Here is a 14,716-nt window from a genome sequence, read left to right as displayed (position 1 = left end):
TATTACACATAGTTGGAAAGATGGATAGAGCTGGTGCAGAAACTATGCTTATGAATCTATATCGCCATATTGATCGTACACAAGTGCAATTTGACTTTATTACCTTCACACAAGAAAAAGGTGATTATGATGATGAAATACTGGCATTAGGTGGCAAAATCATTCCGATTATTGCGAGTAACTCATTAGGTAGAATGATCAAGTTATATCATTTTTTGAAATCCCACCCAGAGTACCAAACGATCCATAGCCATGTACTTCTGAACAATGCATTTCATTTAACGGCAGCATCCTTGGCAGGTGTGAATACAAGAATTTCACATTCACACAATACTAGCAATGGTGGCTCAAACACTTTTACGAGAACCTATGAAATTTTAGCTAAATTAGCTATTAACAAATTAGCTACCCATAAGATTGCTTGTGGTGATGAGGCTGGAAAATATCTATATAAAGATGATCAAAATATATTGATATTACCCAATGCTGTTGATGTTAGAGAAATCCACCGTATCGTGGAGGAAAGCCATAAATCACCTAATGAGCAATTTGATAAGGATAAGTTAAATATTATCCATGTGGCTCGATTCATGCCGGTAAAAAATCATGCATTTATCTTAGATATTGCGGAAGAACTTATTAAGAAGCAAGTAAAATTTGTCATTCATCTAGTAGGTGATGGCCCACTGCGTGCACATATTGAACAACAAATTCAAGCGAGAAACCTTAGTGAATATATCAAGTTATTAGGTTTACGTTCTAATGTAGTTGAGCTAATGGCAAATGCAGATGTCATGATTTTACCATCACTCCATGAGGGATTTCCCGTTGTCTTAGTAGAAAGTCAGGCAGTAGGATTACCAACCTTAGTAGCAGACACTGTTGCTGAAGAAGTAGATTTGGGTCTTGATCTTGTTAATTTTATACCATTAGATAATGCTCGCGATTGGGCTTTAAAGTTACTCAGTCGTGATAAGAAAATAGTATCTAATGAAAAAATTTTGGAAAAGTTATCTAAGTTAGGATTTGATGTATCACGAAATGCTAGATTGTTAGAAAAAATTTATATAGCGTGAATAAGGGAGAATATATTATGAACTTACCTTCTAATAGTCAAAAAAATCTTATCTTTGGTAATGCTGTAGCTCGAAAATTGAAGCTGCCTAGTATTTTCTTAGATAATCAATTGTTTGCAAGTAGTTTGTATAGTGTATATCAAGGGTATAGATACTTTAAGTATCACTTACATAATATGACATATACCAAAAATAATAATGGGATTAAGCCAGTTAATTTTAAACCTTACGATTTTAAGCCATCACAATTTTTAGGGTTTGACTACGAGTCAAGTGTTAAATTAACTATTATTGTGCCAGCATATAATGTTGAAAAATATATCATCCAATGCTTGGATTCGATTGCCAATGCACTCACAGGGTTCAATGATTATGAAATTATTGTTGTAGAAGATTGTTCAACAGATAATACATTGGAATTATTGAAAGAAATTAGTTCAAATTACAAAAACCTAAGATTATTAATAAATGAAACAAATCTTGGCTTGTCAGGAGCTCGTAATAAAGCTTTGAAGTATAGCTTGGGTCATTATGTTACTTTTGTTGATTCTGATGATATGCTTTCGTACGGCATATTAACGGCTGTTGCTAAAAAAATTGATGAAAATAATAATATTGATATTTTTGAGTTTGATTTTAAGCACTATGTTTTAGAAACAGACGTTAGTATTTTTTTAAATAATACACTTCCTTCAATTGGGGAAATAACTTTATTAAGCAATACTAATGAATTTTATGAATTTTCTAAAGGGTTTGCTTGGGGGAAAGTATACAAACGAGACCTGTTTGAATTGGTTAGATTTCCAGAAGGTTTGTACTGGGAAGATGCTATTATTAGTAATGTCATCCTGCGTAAGGCTAAAACTTACATGTATTTAGATGCTATTGGTTATTTATATCGTATGAATCCTAATGGTATTTCTAATTCAGTAAAAACTAGAAATTTAGGATATGATCAGTTTTATGTTACAAGATATTGTTTAGAAGTCGCTAGATACTCTAATCTAATTGTCGATAGTGATTTCTATAAAAGGTTGTTTTTAGAGGCATCAATTTTTCTGAATAATCGCACTTCTTATCTTGACGATGTAGATATCTTATATATGTTTAATGAACTTGAGCCTATATTTAATGATGTTAATTTAGAAGATAATTTAAATGCTAGACAAAAACTTATGATTAAAGCTATGCGTGATAAGAATGTTGCAGCTTGGCGTGCCATTACGTTTTGAAAGTGATTATATGATTCCATATTTTATAATTTTATTTAGTATTCTTCTGTGGCTTAATCTTGAAAAATATTCACTTAATAGAAAGGCTTTTTGGGTTCCATTATTGCTACTTTCTATATTTGCCGGCGTGAGAAGCAGTAGGGTTGGTACTGACTCAGGAACATATACCTCTGATTTCAGAAATCAGCTAAATCTTGAATATTTTGTTTTTAGGGAAGATATCGAGTATGGTTATCAATTATTAAGCTATATTATTTTAAATTTTACTCATAACTATTTTTGGCTTTTTTTTATTTCTTCTATAATAGTGGTAGGTAGTTATTTACATTTATTTAAAAAGATATCTAAAGATTACTTTTTGTCAATTTATATATTTATAACATTTGGTTTTTATACTTTCTATTTTAATGGGTTACGTCAAGGATTAGCGATGGCAGTAGCCATTTGGGCAACTCCATATTTGATAGAAAGAAAAATATTTAATTTTAGTTTGTTAATAGTAGTTGCTAGTTTTTTTCATAAATCTGCTTTAATAATGTTTTTCATGTATTTAATAGTTAATTTGAAAGTAAAACTAGAATACAAATTAGTATCTACATTTTTGGGATCATTTTTCTTAAGTAGCTTGGTAATTGAGTATTTGGCTTCTGAGAATGAAAGGTATACTGCATATACTAGTTCTTCTGAAAATGCAGGAGGATATTTAGTATTAGGGATTTTTTTATTATTTGGAATTATTTTTTATTTTTTAAATAATACAAAAAATATCTTTGATAGATCGGAATATATATTATTACAATTGTATCTTATTGGCTTGACATTTTTAATACCAGTGGCCTTATTGGGAACTAACCCTTCTGGTCCACAAAGGCTTTTGTTTTATTTTGTTTGGCCGATAACTATACTTCTACCTACCATTTTATTAAAAATAAATATAAAATTAATTTATTTACTATTTATAACTTTATCTGGTATATACTTTTATTTAAGGACTTCAAGATTTTCTAATTTAACCCCTTATCAAATTAATGAAATTTTTAGGATCTTTTAGATGAATGTTACTATTGGTATTCCTTTTTATAATGCAGAGAAATATTTAGAAGATGCTATTAAATCGATATTAGCCCAAACATATTCTTGTTGGGAGTTGATTTTAATTGACGATGGCTCAAAAGATAACTCTCTACAAGTGGCGCAAGAGTATGCTAAAGTAGATAGTCGGATTAGAGTTATTTCAGACGGAACAAATAAAAGGCTACCTTATCGTTTAAATCAGATTATTTCTGAAGCTAAAGGTTGCTATATAGCTAGAATGGATGCTGATGATTTAATAGCTGTAGATCGTCTAGAAAAACAAGTAAACTTTTTAGAAGAAAATAAACAATTTGATCTTGTATCGACAGGTATTTTATCTGTTAAAAATAATTTATCTTTAGTTGGTTATAGAGGTTCTAAATCAAATAAAAAACCAAATCTTGCTGATGCAGTATTAGGAAGAACCGGTATTATTCATGCTTCCATATTAGCTAAAAAAAATTGGTATGATAGAAATTTATATAATGTAAATAATAAACTAGCAGAAGATTATGAATTATGGCTAAATGCTTATTTAAAAGGTGACTTGACTATAGGTTTTATCGAAGAACCACTCTATTTTTATCGCGAAGAGCAAAGCATTAAACTGGATAAACTAATTACAGCTTACAGTACCCAAATCTCAATCATTCAAAATATTGATAATCAACTATTATCTAATAAAATAAAAAATAGATATATAGCAAAAATAAAAAATAAAAGAATTATAGCGAAGATATTGTTTTATACAAAAATGAATCATATTCTTCATAAAAGAAGAGTATCAAATCAAAATTCAATCGAATATGAAGAATTTTTGAAAAATCAGATTAAAATGATTGGATTGTAAATTTTAGGATTATTATGAAACGTAAAATCGCTTTAGTAGTATCAACGCCGTCTACTTTTAATTCTTTCTATCGTAATCATATTAAGGTATTAAGTCAAAATTTTGATGTCACATTGATTGCAAATTTTAAGTTAAGTGAATGTGACATAGATAATGTTAAGAAGATTCATGTTGATATTCAAAGAAAACCATCTTTAGTTGTAGATATAAAAGTATTATTTGAATTAATTAAGATATTTAAAGAAGAGAGATTTGAAGTTGTTCATTCAACTACTCCTAAGGCCGGTTTACTTACACAAATTGCTGGTAAATTAGCGAGAGTTAAGTTCAGAATTCATACTTTTACCGGTCAAGTCTGGGCTACAAAAACTGGTTATAAACGTGAAATATTAAAAAAATTAGATAGCCTAATTGCAGTCTCAGCAACACACTTATTGGCTGATAGCTTTACACAGAGAGATTTTTTAGAAGACCAAGATGTTGTTCCTAAAAATAAAATCCAGGTGCTTGGATTAGGTTCTATTTCTGGTATTAATACGGATAAATTTAGGCCTCTTAAAACTGATAATTTAAGAGAAGAGCTAAATATATCAAAAGAGAGCTTTCTATATTTATATTTAGGTAGATTAAATAGAGATAAAGGGATTCTTGATTTATTGGCTGCTTTTGAAAAGGTTTATAGTAAAAATCCTAATACGTATCTCTTGCTTGTTGGAAGAGATGAAGAACAATTAGTTCCTATTATTGAAAAACACTATTTATTTAAAAAGTCAATTTCATATCTGAATTTTACAAAACAACCAGAAAAATTTATGTCTATGGCAGATGTATTCTGTATACCCTCATATAGAGAGGGTTTTGGCTCAGTTGTTATAGAAGCTGCAGCATGTAAAACGCCAAGTATAGGCTCTAATATTTACGGTTTGTCTGACTCAATTGAGGATGGTAAGTCTGGTTTACTATTTAAGGTTGGTAATATTAATGATTTAGCTAATAAAATGGACTACTGTTATAATCATAGTGAAGATTTAAAAAAATATGCTGAATATGGTTATGAAAGAGTTTGCAAAAACTTTACACAAGAAATTTCATCAAATGATCTGCTTATTTTTTATAAAGAAAATATAGGAAAAAATTTGTAATGAAAAGATTGCTAGATATTATTATAGCTTCAATAGCACTTATATTACTTAGCCCACTTTATATATATGTCGCATATAAAGTACGTAAAAATCTAGGATCACCAGTTATTTTTCGTCAGGTTCGTCCAGGTTTACATGGCAAACCTTTTGAAATGATTAAGTTCCGTACCATGACGGATGAGCGTGATGCAGAGGGTAATTTGTTGCCTAATGAACAGCGGTTACCAAAGTTTGGAAAAATGTTACGTGCGACGAGCTTGGACGAAATGCCTGAACTTTGGAATGTGATCAAAGGTGATATGAGTATTGTAGGACCACGTCCCTTACTTATGGAATACTTGCCACTTTATAATGAAGAGCAAGCCAAACGGCATAATGTACGACCAGGTATGACTGGTCATGCACAAGTGAATGGGCGCAATGCGATAAGCTGGGAAAAGAAATTTGAACTTGATGTTTGGTATGTGGAGAATCAGTCAATCTGGCTGGATTTTAAAATTATGTTCCAAACTGTGAAAAAAGTATTGTTTAAAGAAGGGATTAATCAATCTGAAGAAGTAACTATGACAAAATTTACCGGTAATAAAGAAAAATGAGCATTGTATATGCGGTTTATGGAGCGGGCGGCTTTGGACGACAAGTATTAAGTTTCTTTAAACTACAATTTGCGAGTAATAAGCAAAAAGATATTCTTTTTTGCTATATCGATGATAATTCTAATTTAGATTCTATTGATGGAGATAAAGTTCTTTCTTATTCTGAATTTTTAGAATTAGATTGTCCAAAAAAGTATATTAATATCACTATTGCTAATAGTGTAATACGAGAGAAGATTTCTAATAATCTCCATTTAGATAGAGCTAAATTGTTTTCGATTATATCGAACCAAAGTACTATTCTTTCTCCCATTAAAGCTGATATTGCGCTTATTTTAAGTCCTTATACTGTTATTAGTACGAATGTTTATATAGGAAAATTTTGTCATATAGGATTTCATAGTTCTATTTCACATGATTGTACCATTGGGGACTATGTCACTATAGCAACAGGGGTACGATGTAATGGAAATGTTTGTATAGAAGATCATGCCTATATCGGTAGTGGAGCTGTAATTAAACAAGGAACGCCAGAAAAACCATTGGTGATTGGTAAAGGGGCAGTGGTCGGGATGGGTGCTGTGGTCACCAAGAGTGTTCCACCAAGCGTGACAGTAGTCGGTAATCCGGCACGGATCTTAGAGAAAAAATAAGTTTTTAAATTTTAAAAATTCAGGAAACATCATGTTAAACACTGCATTTGAACCATGGCCAAGTTTTACTCAGGAAGAAGCGGATGCGGTTTCCCAGGTTTTGTTGTCGAATAAAGTCAACTACTGGACCGGACAAGAGTGCCGTGAGTTCGAAAAAGAATTTGCCCGGTTTGCAGAAACTCAGTATGCCGTGGCATTGGCCAATGGAACTGTAGCGCTGGATGTCGCACTCAAGGCATTAGGTATTGGCGCAGGGGATGATGTGATTGTCACTTCACGTACCTTTCTGGCCTCGGCCAGCTCCATTGTAACAGCTGGGGCAAACCCGATTTTCGCCGATGTTGAACTAGATTCACAGAATATCTCCGCTCAAACTATTGAAGCAGTACTTACCCCAAATACCAAAGCGATTATCTGTGTGCATCTAGCAGGCTGGATGTGTGACATGGATCCGATCATGCAATTGGCTGCCGATAAAGGCCTGTATGTGATTGAAGACTGTGCACAGGCACATGGCGCGAAATATAAAGGTAAATCGGCCGGCTCAATTGGTCATATCGCGGCTTGGTCTTTCTGTCAGGACAAGATCATGACCACAGGCGGTGAAGGTGGTATGGTCACCACCAATGATGAAGAGCTGTGGAAAAAAATGTGGTCCTATAAAGACCATGGTAAGAATTTTGACAGTATTTATAACAAGCAGCATCCGCCGGGTTTCCGCTGGTTACATGATTCTTTTGGTACTAACTGGCGCATGCTAGAAATGCAAGCGGTGATTGGACGTATCCAGCTTAAAATGATGCCGGAATGGACTACAAAACGTATTGCCAATATGGAAAAAATTTATGTTGCATTTGCAGACAGTCCATTTTTTACCGTACATCGCCCATCAGATGATTATATCCATGCTGCATATAAATGTTACGTACAGGTCAATAGGGAGGTTCTACCAAAAGAGTGGTCGCGTGATCGCATCATAAATGAACTTAATGCGCTAAATGTGCCCTGTTTTAGCGGTTCCTGTTCAGAAGTCTACTTGGAGCATGCTTTTGATGATACGCCGTGGCGTCCACTACAGCGTTTGCCAAATGCGCAAAAACTTGGTGAAACCAGTCTGATGTTTCTGATCCATCCTACTTTAAGTGATGAAAGTATTAACAGAACAGTGACGGCAATCCAACAAGTGATTCATAGAATAGTTACTTAAACTTTTGTAAGATAAGTGCACCGTATTCGGTGCATTTCTCTACATATTATCGCTCTAAGTTATTAATAAAGTCATGATTCATTAAAAATTTATTAAAATTGAGAAAACGTACCCAGTGAAATCGATCATTACACCCTTTGTAGAATCACCACGAGTCGCCAAACTCGCATTTTTGATTATTCTGGATTTCTGTGCTTTTCCAGTCTTGATCTGGCTTTGTTACGCCATTCGCCAATTTGATCTCGGGGCAGATGTGGTACCGAATCTGGCTCTTGGTACGCTCTGGGTCAGCGTAATTGCAGTAGCCTCACTTTTTATCTGTGGGGTGTATCGCTTTATTGTCCGTACGTATAATGAAGCGTTTATGATCAAGATGGGGCTGGCGACGGCATTGACGGTCGCTGGCCTTTACGCCTTGGCTTACTTCACGCCTGCCTTTATTCCGACTTCTATTCCTCTGATGTTCGGCTTTATGATGTTTGCCTGGATCTGGTTTAGCCGGGGCATCATCCGTTTTATTATCCGTTCCTACTTGCAGGCCGATGTACAGAAAAAACGCATTGCGATTTATGGTGCGGGTCATGCCGGTCAACAGGTTGCTGCTGCACTGTATCGTTCCAATGAACATTTGCCGATCATGTTTATTGACGACAAACGCTCGCTGGCGGGACAGCAGCTGGGTCGACTTAAAGTCTATGATGCCCAGACTGCCTTAAAACTCATGCGCAAGCAAAAAATTGACGAAATCCTGATTGCGTTGCCTTCGGTAGGGCGGGTCCGTAAAAGTGAAATCATCAAGTTTTTAGAACCGGCTCATTTAAAAATTACTGAAATTCCAGGTCTGACCAAACTGGTCGATGGTGAAATTCGAATTTCTGATATTCAGGAAGTAGATATTATTGACCTGCTGGGACGTGATCCTGTTCCGCCGGTTCCTGAGCTGCTGGCCAGAAATATTCAAGATAAAGTGGTGATGGTCACAGGCGCGGGTGGTTCGATTGGTTCAGAGCTGTGCCGCCAGATCATTAAAAACCAACCGGCAAAAATTATCATTTATGAACTGACTGAATTTGCGCTCTATAGTATTGAAAAAGAGTTACGCCTCACGGCAAGCTGTGAAATTATTCCGATTCTGGGCTCTGTACTGGATGAATCCAAGCTGGAACGGGTGATTGAACAATATGGCGTACAGACGATTTACCATGCTGCCGCCTATAAACATGTACCGCTGGTGGAATGTAATCCTCTGGCAGGTCTGAAAAACAATGCCGTCGGAACTGCTTTTAGTGTGAATGCTGCGGTGAAAAAAGGCGTCGAAACCTTTGTATTAATTTCAACCGATAAGGCGGTACGTCCAACCAACGTGATGGGGGCGACCAAGCGTATGGCCGAGTTGTATTGTCAGGCCATGGCAGAGGCTCAGGATCAGACCCAGATCAGTATTGTGCGCTTTGGCAATGTACTCGGTTCTTCGGGCTCGGTGGTGCCGCTGTTTAAACAGCAAATTGCCAAAGGTGGTCCGATTACTGTGACTGATCCAGAAGTGACCCGGTTCTTTATGACCATTCCGGAAGCTTCGCAACTGGTGATTCAGGCCGGTGCTTTGGGTACAGGAGGCGATGTGTTCCTGCTGGATATGGGCGAGCCGGTACGGATTCAGGATCTGGCACGACAAATGATTGCCCTTAGCGGACTCAAAGTCAGAGATAATAAAGACCCGAATGGTGATATTGAAATTCAATATACTGGGCTACGTCCAGGCGAAAAACTCTATGAAGAACTGCTGATTGACGAAGAAAATACAGAAATTACTGCGCATACGCGTATTCTACGATCTGTCGAAAAACATTATCCATTGGCAGAAATTCTGGCAGTATTTAACCGTATACATGAACTTACCGTGACTCAGGCTGATATTGAATGGGCACTGGCACAACTGGAATATTATGTCGACGGTTATGTACGCGGTAACGAAATTAAAGTGAACTAGGTTTTTATAGATATGATTAAGAAAGCAATTCTCCCTGTGGCTGGTTTAGGTACGCGTTTCTTACCTGCCAGTAAATCTATTCCCAAAGAGATGGTGACTGTCGTGGATCGCCCTGCGATTGAATATGTGGTGCGTGAAGCAGTTGCTGCCGGGATTGAGCAGATTATTCTGGTGACCCATTCTTCCAAGGCCTCGATTGAAAACTATTTTGACCGCAACTTCGAACTTGAAACTACCCTTGCGCAAAAAAACAAAACCGACTTACTCAAAGAAATTACTGAAATTTTGCCTGCGGGTGTCAGTGTGATTAGTGTACGTCAGCCGCAGCCTTTGGGTCTGGGCCATGCGGTACTGTGTGCCAAAGCGGTGATTGGCGATGATGATTTTGCGGTGTTATTACCGGATGTACTGGTCAAGGATCAGGATCCGGAAAATGACCTATCACGCATGATTCAGCGCTATGTACAATCTCAAGCTTCACAAATCATGGTGGAAGCAGTGCCTGAACATCTGGTCGACCAGTATGGCATTGTTGATGTTGCTGCATCACCTGAGGAAGGTGAAAGCATTGTCATGCAAGGGATCGTCGAGAAACCGGCCGTCGGTACTGCACCTTCAAATCTGTCTGTGGTCGGACGTTATATTCTGCCGGCCAAAATCATGCAGCTTTTAGAACAGACACCACGCGGGGCAGGCAATGAAATCCAGCTCACAGATGCGATTGCCATGCTGCAGCAGACAGAAGCTGTAGAAGCCTACCGCATGAAAGGCCAGACCTTTGACTGTGGCAGTAAGTTAGGTTATCTAAAAGCTGTTTTACATTATGGCATCGATCATCCTAAACTCGGTAGCGAGTTTAAAGCATTGATTCAGGAACTTGCTTTATAAGAAAGGAAAATTATGAAAGTCGCAGTATTGGGAAAAACCTTATTTTCCGGAGTCATGTCGGCTCTTTTATCTGAATGTGGTCACCAGGTGGTCTGGTGTAATAGCTTCAATGCAGATGAGTCAGCCCGGCCCTATTTCCAGGATGAATCTCTACAACAATTACTGCAAAAACAGGAAAAATCTGGCTTTTTAAACTGTTGCGATTTTCAGCATCTGGATTTTAATCAGGATGTGTTTTTCTTTAGTTTTAATGCGACTGAAGAACAGCAGGCGTTTCAGATGCTGGACACCATCCGGCATGCCTGTTTTGCCCATCCCAAACTGATGATTAATGCCTCGACCTTTGGCTTGCATGGTACCCAGCGCTTTCAGCAGTTGCTGCCGAATGATGACTGGATTTATCTGCCAGATATTATTCAGGAAGGCAATGCACTGCGTAGCTTTACTCAGGCCACCCAGCTGATTGTGGGCTGTGATCATGCAGATATCCAGCCTAAAATCAAAGAACTCTTACGTCCCCTTTTTCCACGTGCGCAGCAGTATCTATTTATGCCGGTTCTGGATGCCGAATTTACCAAGCTGAGTATTTCCGGCATGCTGGCCACCCGGATCAGTTATATGAATGATCTGGCCAGTGTGGCAGAAAAGCTTGGCATTGATATTGAACAGGTAAGGCAAGGCATGGCTGCGGATAACCGGATTGGTTCTGCCTATCTGTTCCCCGGCGTTGGTTTTGGTGGAGAGAATTTCTCTCATGATATCCGGACTTTGACACATGCAGTGGCAGATTCGGGAGTAAAAAACCAGCTGCTGGAACAGGTCTGGGATATTAACGAACAACAAAAAGAACTGCTGTTCCGTAAACTCTGGAACTATTTCCGTGGAGATCTGAAAGGCAAGGTCATTGCGATCTGGGGGGCAGCCTTTAAGGAAAATACACCGAGTATCCAGCAGTCTCCGGTACATGCCATGCTGACCGCTTTGTGGGCGCAAGGCGTGACGGTCAAACTACATGATCCGCAGGCAATCGCAAATATTGAAAAAGTCTATGGACCACGGGAAGACCTGATCCTGTGTAAAGACCAGTATCAGGCCGTGGAAGGGGCGCATGCCTTGTGTCTGATTACGGCATGGAAACAGTACGGCAGTCCGGATTATCCGTATTTGATCAAACTAATGCAGCATCCCCTGATTCTGGATGGGCGTAATCTGTATGATCCGACTTATGTCAAGACACGTGGTTTTAATTATATTGGGGTAGGACGTTAATGTTGAGCCATTTTAATCCAAATCTCGACACTGAAACTGTGTGTCAGAAACTCGCCTCGAATAAAGAACAACTTGATGCGGTGCATCTACGAGAACTGTTTGCCGCAGACCCCCAGCGTTTTAACAAATATTCAATTCAGTTTGAACAGCTGGTCTTCGATTATAGTAAACACAGAATGAACAGTACGGTGATGCAGGGCCTGATTGAATGGGCAGATGCACAAAACCTAAGATCCTGGATCGGGTCTTTATTTTCAAATCAGGATATTAATTATACCGAGCAACGTGCTGCCATGCATTGGGCATTACGCTTGCCAGCACAGGATCAGCAGCATGCGGATCTGGCCGCTGATGTGCATGCTCAACTTGAGCGCATGTATGCCTTGGTCGAGCAAATTCATGCCGGGCAGCGTCGTGGTGCCACCGGGGAAGTGATTCAGGATGTAGTCAATATTGGCGTGGGCGGATCAGATCTTGGCCCTCTAATGGTCACCCATGCCTTATCGGATTTTAAATACCAGTCTGCCCAGCCACTCAATGTGCATTTCGTCTCGACCATGGATGGCAGTCAGCTGTCCGAGTTGTTGCATCAACTGCGTCCGGAAACCACGCTATTTATTATTTCGTCCAAATCATTTGGCACGATTGATACTCTGACCAATGCCCAGACAGTACGCTTGTGGTTAGAAAAGGCCTTGGGTCAGCATCCCTATATTCTGAAGCATCATTTTATCGGGGTATCGACCAAACCGGAAAAAATGACGGCCTGGGGAATTGCTCCGGAAAACCAGCTCTTATTATGGGATTGGGTCGGTGGTCGCTATTCACTGTGGTCCTGTATCGGATTGCCGATTGCACTGAGTATCGGCATTGAAGGTTTTAAGCAGCTGCTGGCCGGTGCCTATGCGGTTGATCAGCATTTTCAGTACCAGCCTTTTGAGCGCAATATTCCGGTGTTGATGGGGCTCTTGGGGGCATGGAATAACAATTTTCTGGATATTCAGACCCATGCCATCCTGCCTTATGATGGACGACTGAAATACTTTGCTTCTTATTTGCAACAGCTGGAAATGGAATCCAACGGTAAGTCGATTCAACGTGATGGTGAAAAAGTCCAGCTGGATACCTGCCCGATTATTTGGGGAGAGGTCGGTCCGAATGCGCAACATGCCTTCTACCAACTCCTACATCAAGGCACACAGTCGGTTAGCTGTGACTTTATTGCCCCTGTAGAGCGCTATAACAGTCAGCAATATACCTATGCCGATAGTGCTGAGGCATTAATCGAGCAGCATCATTTGGCATTGTCGAATTGTCTGGCGCAATCGCGTTTACTGGCCTTTGGTAATGAAGCGCTGGATCAAAACGAATTGGCGAGCTTGCCGGCTTATAAGCAGTATGAAGGCAACCAGCCAAGCAGTACTTTATTATTGCAAGAACTGAATCCCTATAGTCTGGGCATGCTGATTGCATTGTATGAGCATAAGGTGTTTGTTCAGTCGGTGCTGTGGAACATCAACCCATTTGATCAGTGGGGCGTGGAAAAAGGCAAGGAAATTGCCAACCAGTTGCTGCCTATTTTGAATGGTGAACAGTCTGAGCTAGGTGGTCTGGATGGTTCAACTCAAGGTTTAATTAACATTTTATTAGGGAAGCAGCATGGCTAAAATTCTGGTAACGGGCGGGGCAGGCTATATTGGTTCGCATACTTGTGTTGAGTTATTAAATGCCGGCCATGAGGTGGTGGTTTTAGATAATCTGTGCAATAGCGCTGCTGAGTCTTTAAATCGGGTGCAACAGTTGACCCAAAAAAGCCTGACATTTATACAAGGTGATATCCGTGATGCTCAATTATTAGATCAGGTATTTCAGCAACACTCGATTGAGGCCGTGATTCATTTTGCCGGTCTGAAAGCGGTCGGAGAAAGCCAGCAAATACCATTGGCTTATTTTGACAATAATATTGCCGGTTCAATCAGCCTGGTTCAGGCGATGCAGCGCGCACAGGTTTTTAAACTGGTGTTTAGTTCCTCAGCCACGGTCTATGGCGAAAATAATCCTTCACCTTTAAACGAAGAAATGCCTACCGGAATGCCGACCAATAACTATGGCTATACCAAACTTATTGTTGAGCAGCTCTTGGAAAAGTTGTCTGTGGCGGATGAACGTTGGTCGATTGCCTTATTACGTTATTTTAATCCGGTCGGCGCGCATAAAAGTGGCCAGATTGGAGAAGATCCACAAGGTATTCCCAATAACCTGATGCCTTTTGTGACTCAAGTGGCAGTCGGTCGTCGTGAAAAGCTATCTATTTTTGGTCATGATTATGACACGGTGGATGGGACTGGTGTGCGCGATTATATACACGTAGTCGACTTGGCCAATGCACACTTATGTGCTCTCAATAATCGTCTAACTGCGCAAGGTTGCCGTGCCTGGAATATTGGTACAGGGAATGGGATTTCAGTGCTACAAGTTAAAGATACGTTTGAGCAAGTGAATGGTGTGGCGATTGCATTTGAATTAGCCCCTCGTCGTGAAGGCGATGTGGCCACCTGTTTTGCAGACAATACCCGTGCAGTCCAAGAGTTGGGCTGGCAACCTCAGTATGGTTTAGAGGATATGCTCGCTGATAGCTGGAACTGGCAGAAGCAGAATCCGAATGGTTATCGCTAAAATCTTTATAGCGATATAAATAAAAATGGGAGCTTTTGATGAACAGCTCCCATTTTTATTGTA

Annotated in this window: 13 protein-coding genes; all 13 read left to right on the top strand. The window is 39.0% G+C overall.

Features of this window, described 5'->3' with window-relative positions; translation table 11 throughout:
* Positions 1-20: 20 nt before the first annotated feature.
* The 13 genes from ACN6OV_RS04240 (at position 21) to galE (ending at position 14,653) form a co-directional block, all read left to right on the top strand.
* A complete protein-coding gene (locus ACN6OV_RS04240; protein ID WP_427949902.1) occupies positions 21-1,076 on the top strand; it encodes a glycosyltransferase in 1,056 nt (351 codons plus the stop codon).
* 17 nt (positions 1,077-1,093) lie between these two features.
* The gene (locus tag ACN6OV_RS04235; protein WP_427949901.1) at positions 1,094-2,308 is read left to right on the top strand and encodes a glycosyltransferase family 2 protein; all 1,215 of its coding nucleotides are present in this window, start codon (positions 1,094-1,096) and stop codon (positions 2,306-2,308) included.
* A complete protein-coding gene (locus ACN6OV_RS04230; RefSeq protein ID WP_427949899.1) occupies positions 2,277-3,359 on the top strand; it encodes an EpsG family protein in 1,083 nt (360 codons plus the stop codon). The genes ACN6OV_RS04235 and ACN6OV_RS04230 overlap by 32 nt, the downstream gene beginning before the upstream one ends.
* Positions 3,360-4,232, top strand: coding sequence for a glycosyltransferase family 2 protein (locus tag ACN6OV_RS04225; protein WP_427949897.1), 873 nt, complete (start codon positions 3,360-3,362; stop codon positions 4,230-4,232).
* Between the two features lie 14 nt (positions 4,233-4,246).
* The gene (locus tag ACN6OV_RS04220; RefSeq protein ID WP_427949895.1) at positions 4,247-5,374 is read left to right on the top strand and encodes a glycosyltransferase; all 1,128 of its coding nucleotides are present in this window, start codon (positions 4,247-4,249) and stop codon (positions 5,372-5,374) included.
* Entirely contained in the window at positions 5,374-5,970 is a 597-nt protein-coding gene (locus ACN6OV_RS04215; RefSeq protein WP_427949893.1) for a sugar transferase, read from the top strand. The genes ACN6OV_RS04220 and ACN6OV_RS04215 overlap by 1 nt, the downstream gene beginning before the upstream one ends.
* On the top strand, positions 5,967-6,623 hold the full coding sequence (locus ACN6OV_RS04210; RefSeq protein WP_348939069.1) for a DapH/DapD/GlmU-related protein: 657 nt from the start codon (positions 5,967-5,969) through the stop codon (positions 6,621-6,623). Before ACN6OV_RS04215 ends, ACN6OV_RS04210 begins: the two co-directional genes overlap by 4 nt.
* A 31-nt stretch (positions 6,624-6,654) precedes the next feature.
* A complete protein-coding gene (locus ACN6OV_RS04205) occupies positions 6,655-7,830 on the top strand; it encodes a DegT/DnrJ/EryC1/StrS family aminotransferase (protein WP_427949890.1) in 1,176 nt (391 codons plus the stop codon).
* A 115-nt stretch (positions 7,831-7,945) separates the two neighbouring features.
* Positions 7,946-9,820 carry a polysaccharide biosynthesis protein gene (locus ACN6OV_RS04200; protein ID WP_427949888.1) on the top strand — a complete coding sequence of 625 codons (1,875 nt, stop codon included), beginning with the start codon at positions 7,946-7,948 and terminating at the stop codon, positions 9,818-9,820.
* Between the two features lie 12 nt (positions 9,821-9,832).
* Positions 9,833-10,708, top strand: coding sequence for a UTP--glucose-1-phosphate uridylyltransferase GalU (gene galU / locus ACN6OV_RS04195; RefSeq protein ID WP_427949886.1), 876 nt, complete (start codon positions 9,833-9,835; stop codon positions 10,706-10,708).
* Positions 10,709-10,720: 12 nt separating this feature from the next.
* Entirely contained in the window at positions 10,721-11,977 is a 1,257-nt protein-coding gene (locus ACN6OV_RS04190; protein ID WP_064101686.1) for a nucleotide sugar dehydrogenase, read from the top strand.
* The gene (gene pgi / locus ACN6OV_RS04185; RefSeq protein WP_427949884.1) at positions 11,977-13,644 is read left to right on the top strand and encodes a glucose-6-phosphate isomerase; all 1,668 of its coding nucleotides are present in this window, start codon (positions 11,977-11,979) and stop codon (positions 13,642-13,644) included. The genes ACN6OV_RS04190 and pgi overlap by 1 nt, the downstream gene beginning before the upstream one ends.
* A complete protein-coding gene (gene galE / locus ACN6OV_RS04180) occupies positions 13,637-14,653 on the top strand; it encodes a UDP-glucose 4-epimerase GalE (protein WP_129716956.1) in 1,017 nt (338 codons plus the stop codon). Before pgi ends, galE begins: the two co-directional genes overlap by 8 nt.
* Positions 14,654-14,716 lie beyond the last annotated feature (63 nt).

It is taken from the genome of Acinetobacter sp. (assembly GCF_050285345.1).
Classification (GTDB): domain Bacteria; phylum Pseudomonadota; class Gammaproteobacteria; order Pseudomonadales; family Moraxellaceae; genus Acinetobacter.
Note: the sequence above shows the minus strand (reverse complement) of the source record. Positions and strands in the feature narration are given on the sequence as shown.

What these genes read in the sequence shown, in the direction of transcription:
- ACN6OV_RS04215 (WP_427949893.1), top strand. Translation starts at nt 5,374, where the DNA reads ATGAAAAGATTGCTAGATATTATTATAGCTTCAATAGCACTTATATTA.
- ACN6OV_RS04190 (WP_064101686.1), top strand. Translation starts at nt 10,721, where the DNA reads ATGAAAGTCGCAGTATTGGGAAAAACCTTATTTTCCGGAGTCATGTCG.
- pgi (WP_427949884.1), top strand. Translation starts at nt 11,977, where the DNA reads ATGTTGAGCCATTTTAATCCAAATCTCGACACTGAAACTGTGTGTCAG.
- galU (WP_427949886.1), top strand. Translation starts at nt 9,833, where the DNA reads ATGATTAAGAAAGCAATTCTCCCTGTGGCTGGTTTAGGTACGCGTTTC.
- ACN6OV_RS04220 (WP_427949895.1), top strand. Translation starts at nt 4,247, where the DNA reads ATGAAACGTAAAATCGCTTTAGTAGTATCAACGCCGTCTACTTTTAAT.
- ACN6OV_RS04235 (WP_427949901.1), top strand. Translation starts at nt 1,094, where the DNA reads ATGAACTTACCTTCTAATAGTCAAAAAAATCTTATCTTTGGTAATGCT.
- ACN6OV_RS04210 (WP_348939069.1), top strand. Translation starts at nt 5,967, where the DNA reads ATGAGCATTGTATATGCGGTTTATGGAGCGGGCGGCTTTGGACGACAA.
- ACN6OV_RS04230 (WP_427949899.1), top strand. Translation starts at nt 2,277, where the DNA reads ATGTTGCAGCTTGGCGTGCCATTACGTTTTGAAAGTGATTATATGATT.
- galE (WP_129716956.1), top strand. Translation starts at nt 13,637, where the DNA reads ATGGCTAAAATTCTGGTAACGGGCGGGGCAGGCTATATTGGTTCGCAT.
- ACN6OV_RS04240 (WP_427949902.1), top strand. Translation starts at nt 21, where the DNA reads ATGGATAGAGCTGGTGCAGAAACTATGCTTATGAATCTATATCGCCAT.
- ACN6OV_RS04205 (WP_427949890.1), top strand. Translation starts at nt 6,655, where the DNA reads ATGTTAAACACTGCATTTGAACCATGGCCAAGTTTTACTCAGGAAGAA.
- ACN6OV_RS04225 (WP_427949897.1), top strand. Translation starts at nt 3,360, where the DNA reads ATGAATGTTACTATTGGTATTCCTTTTTATAATGCAGAGAAATATTTA.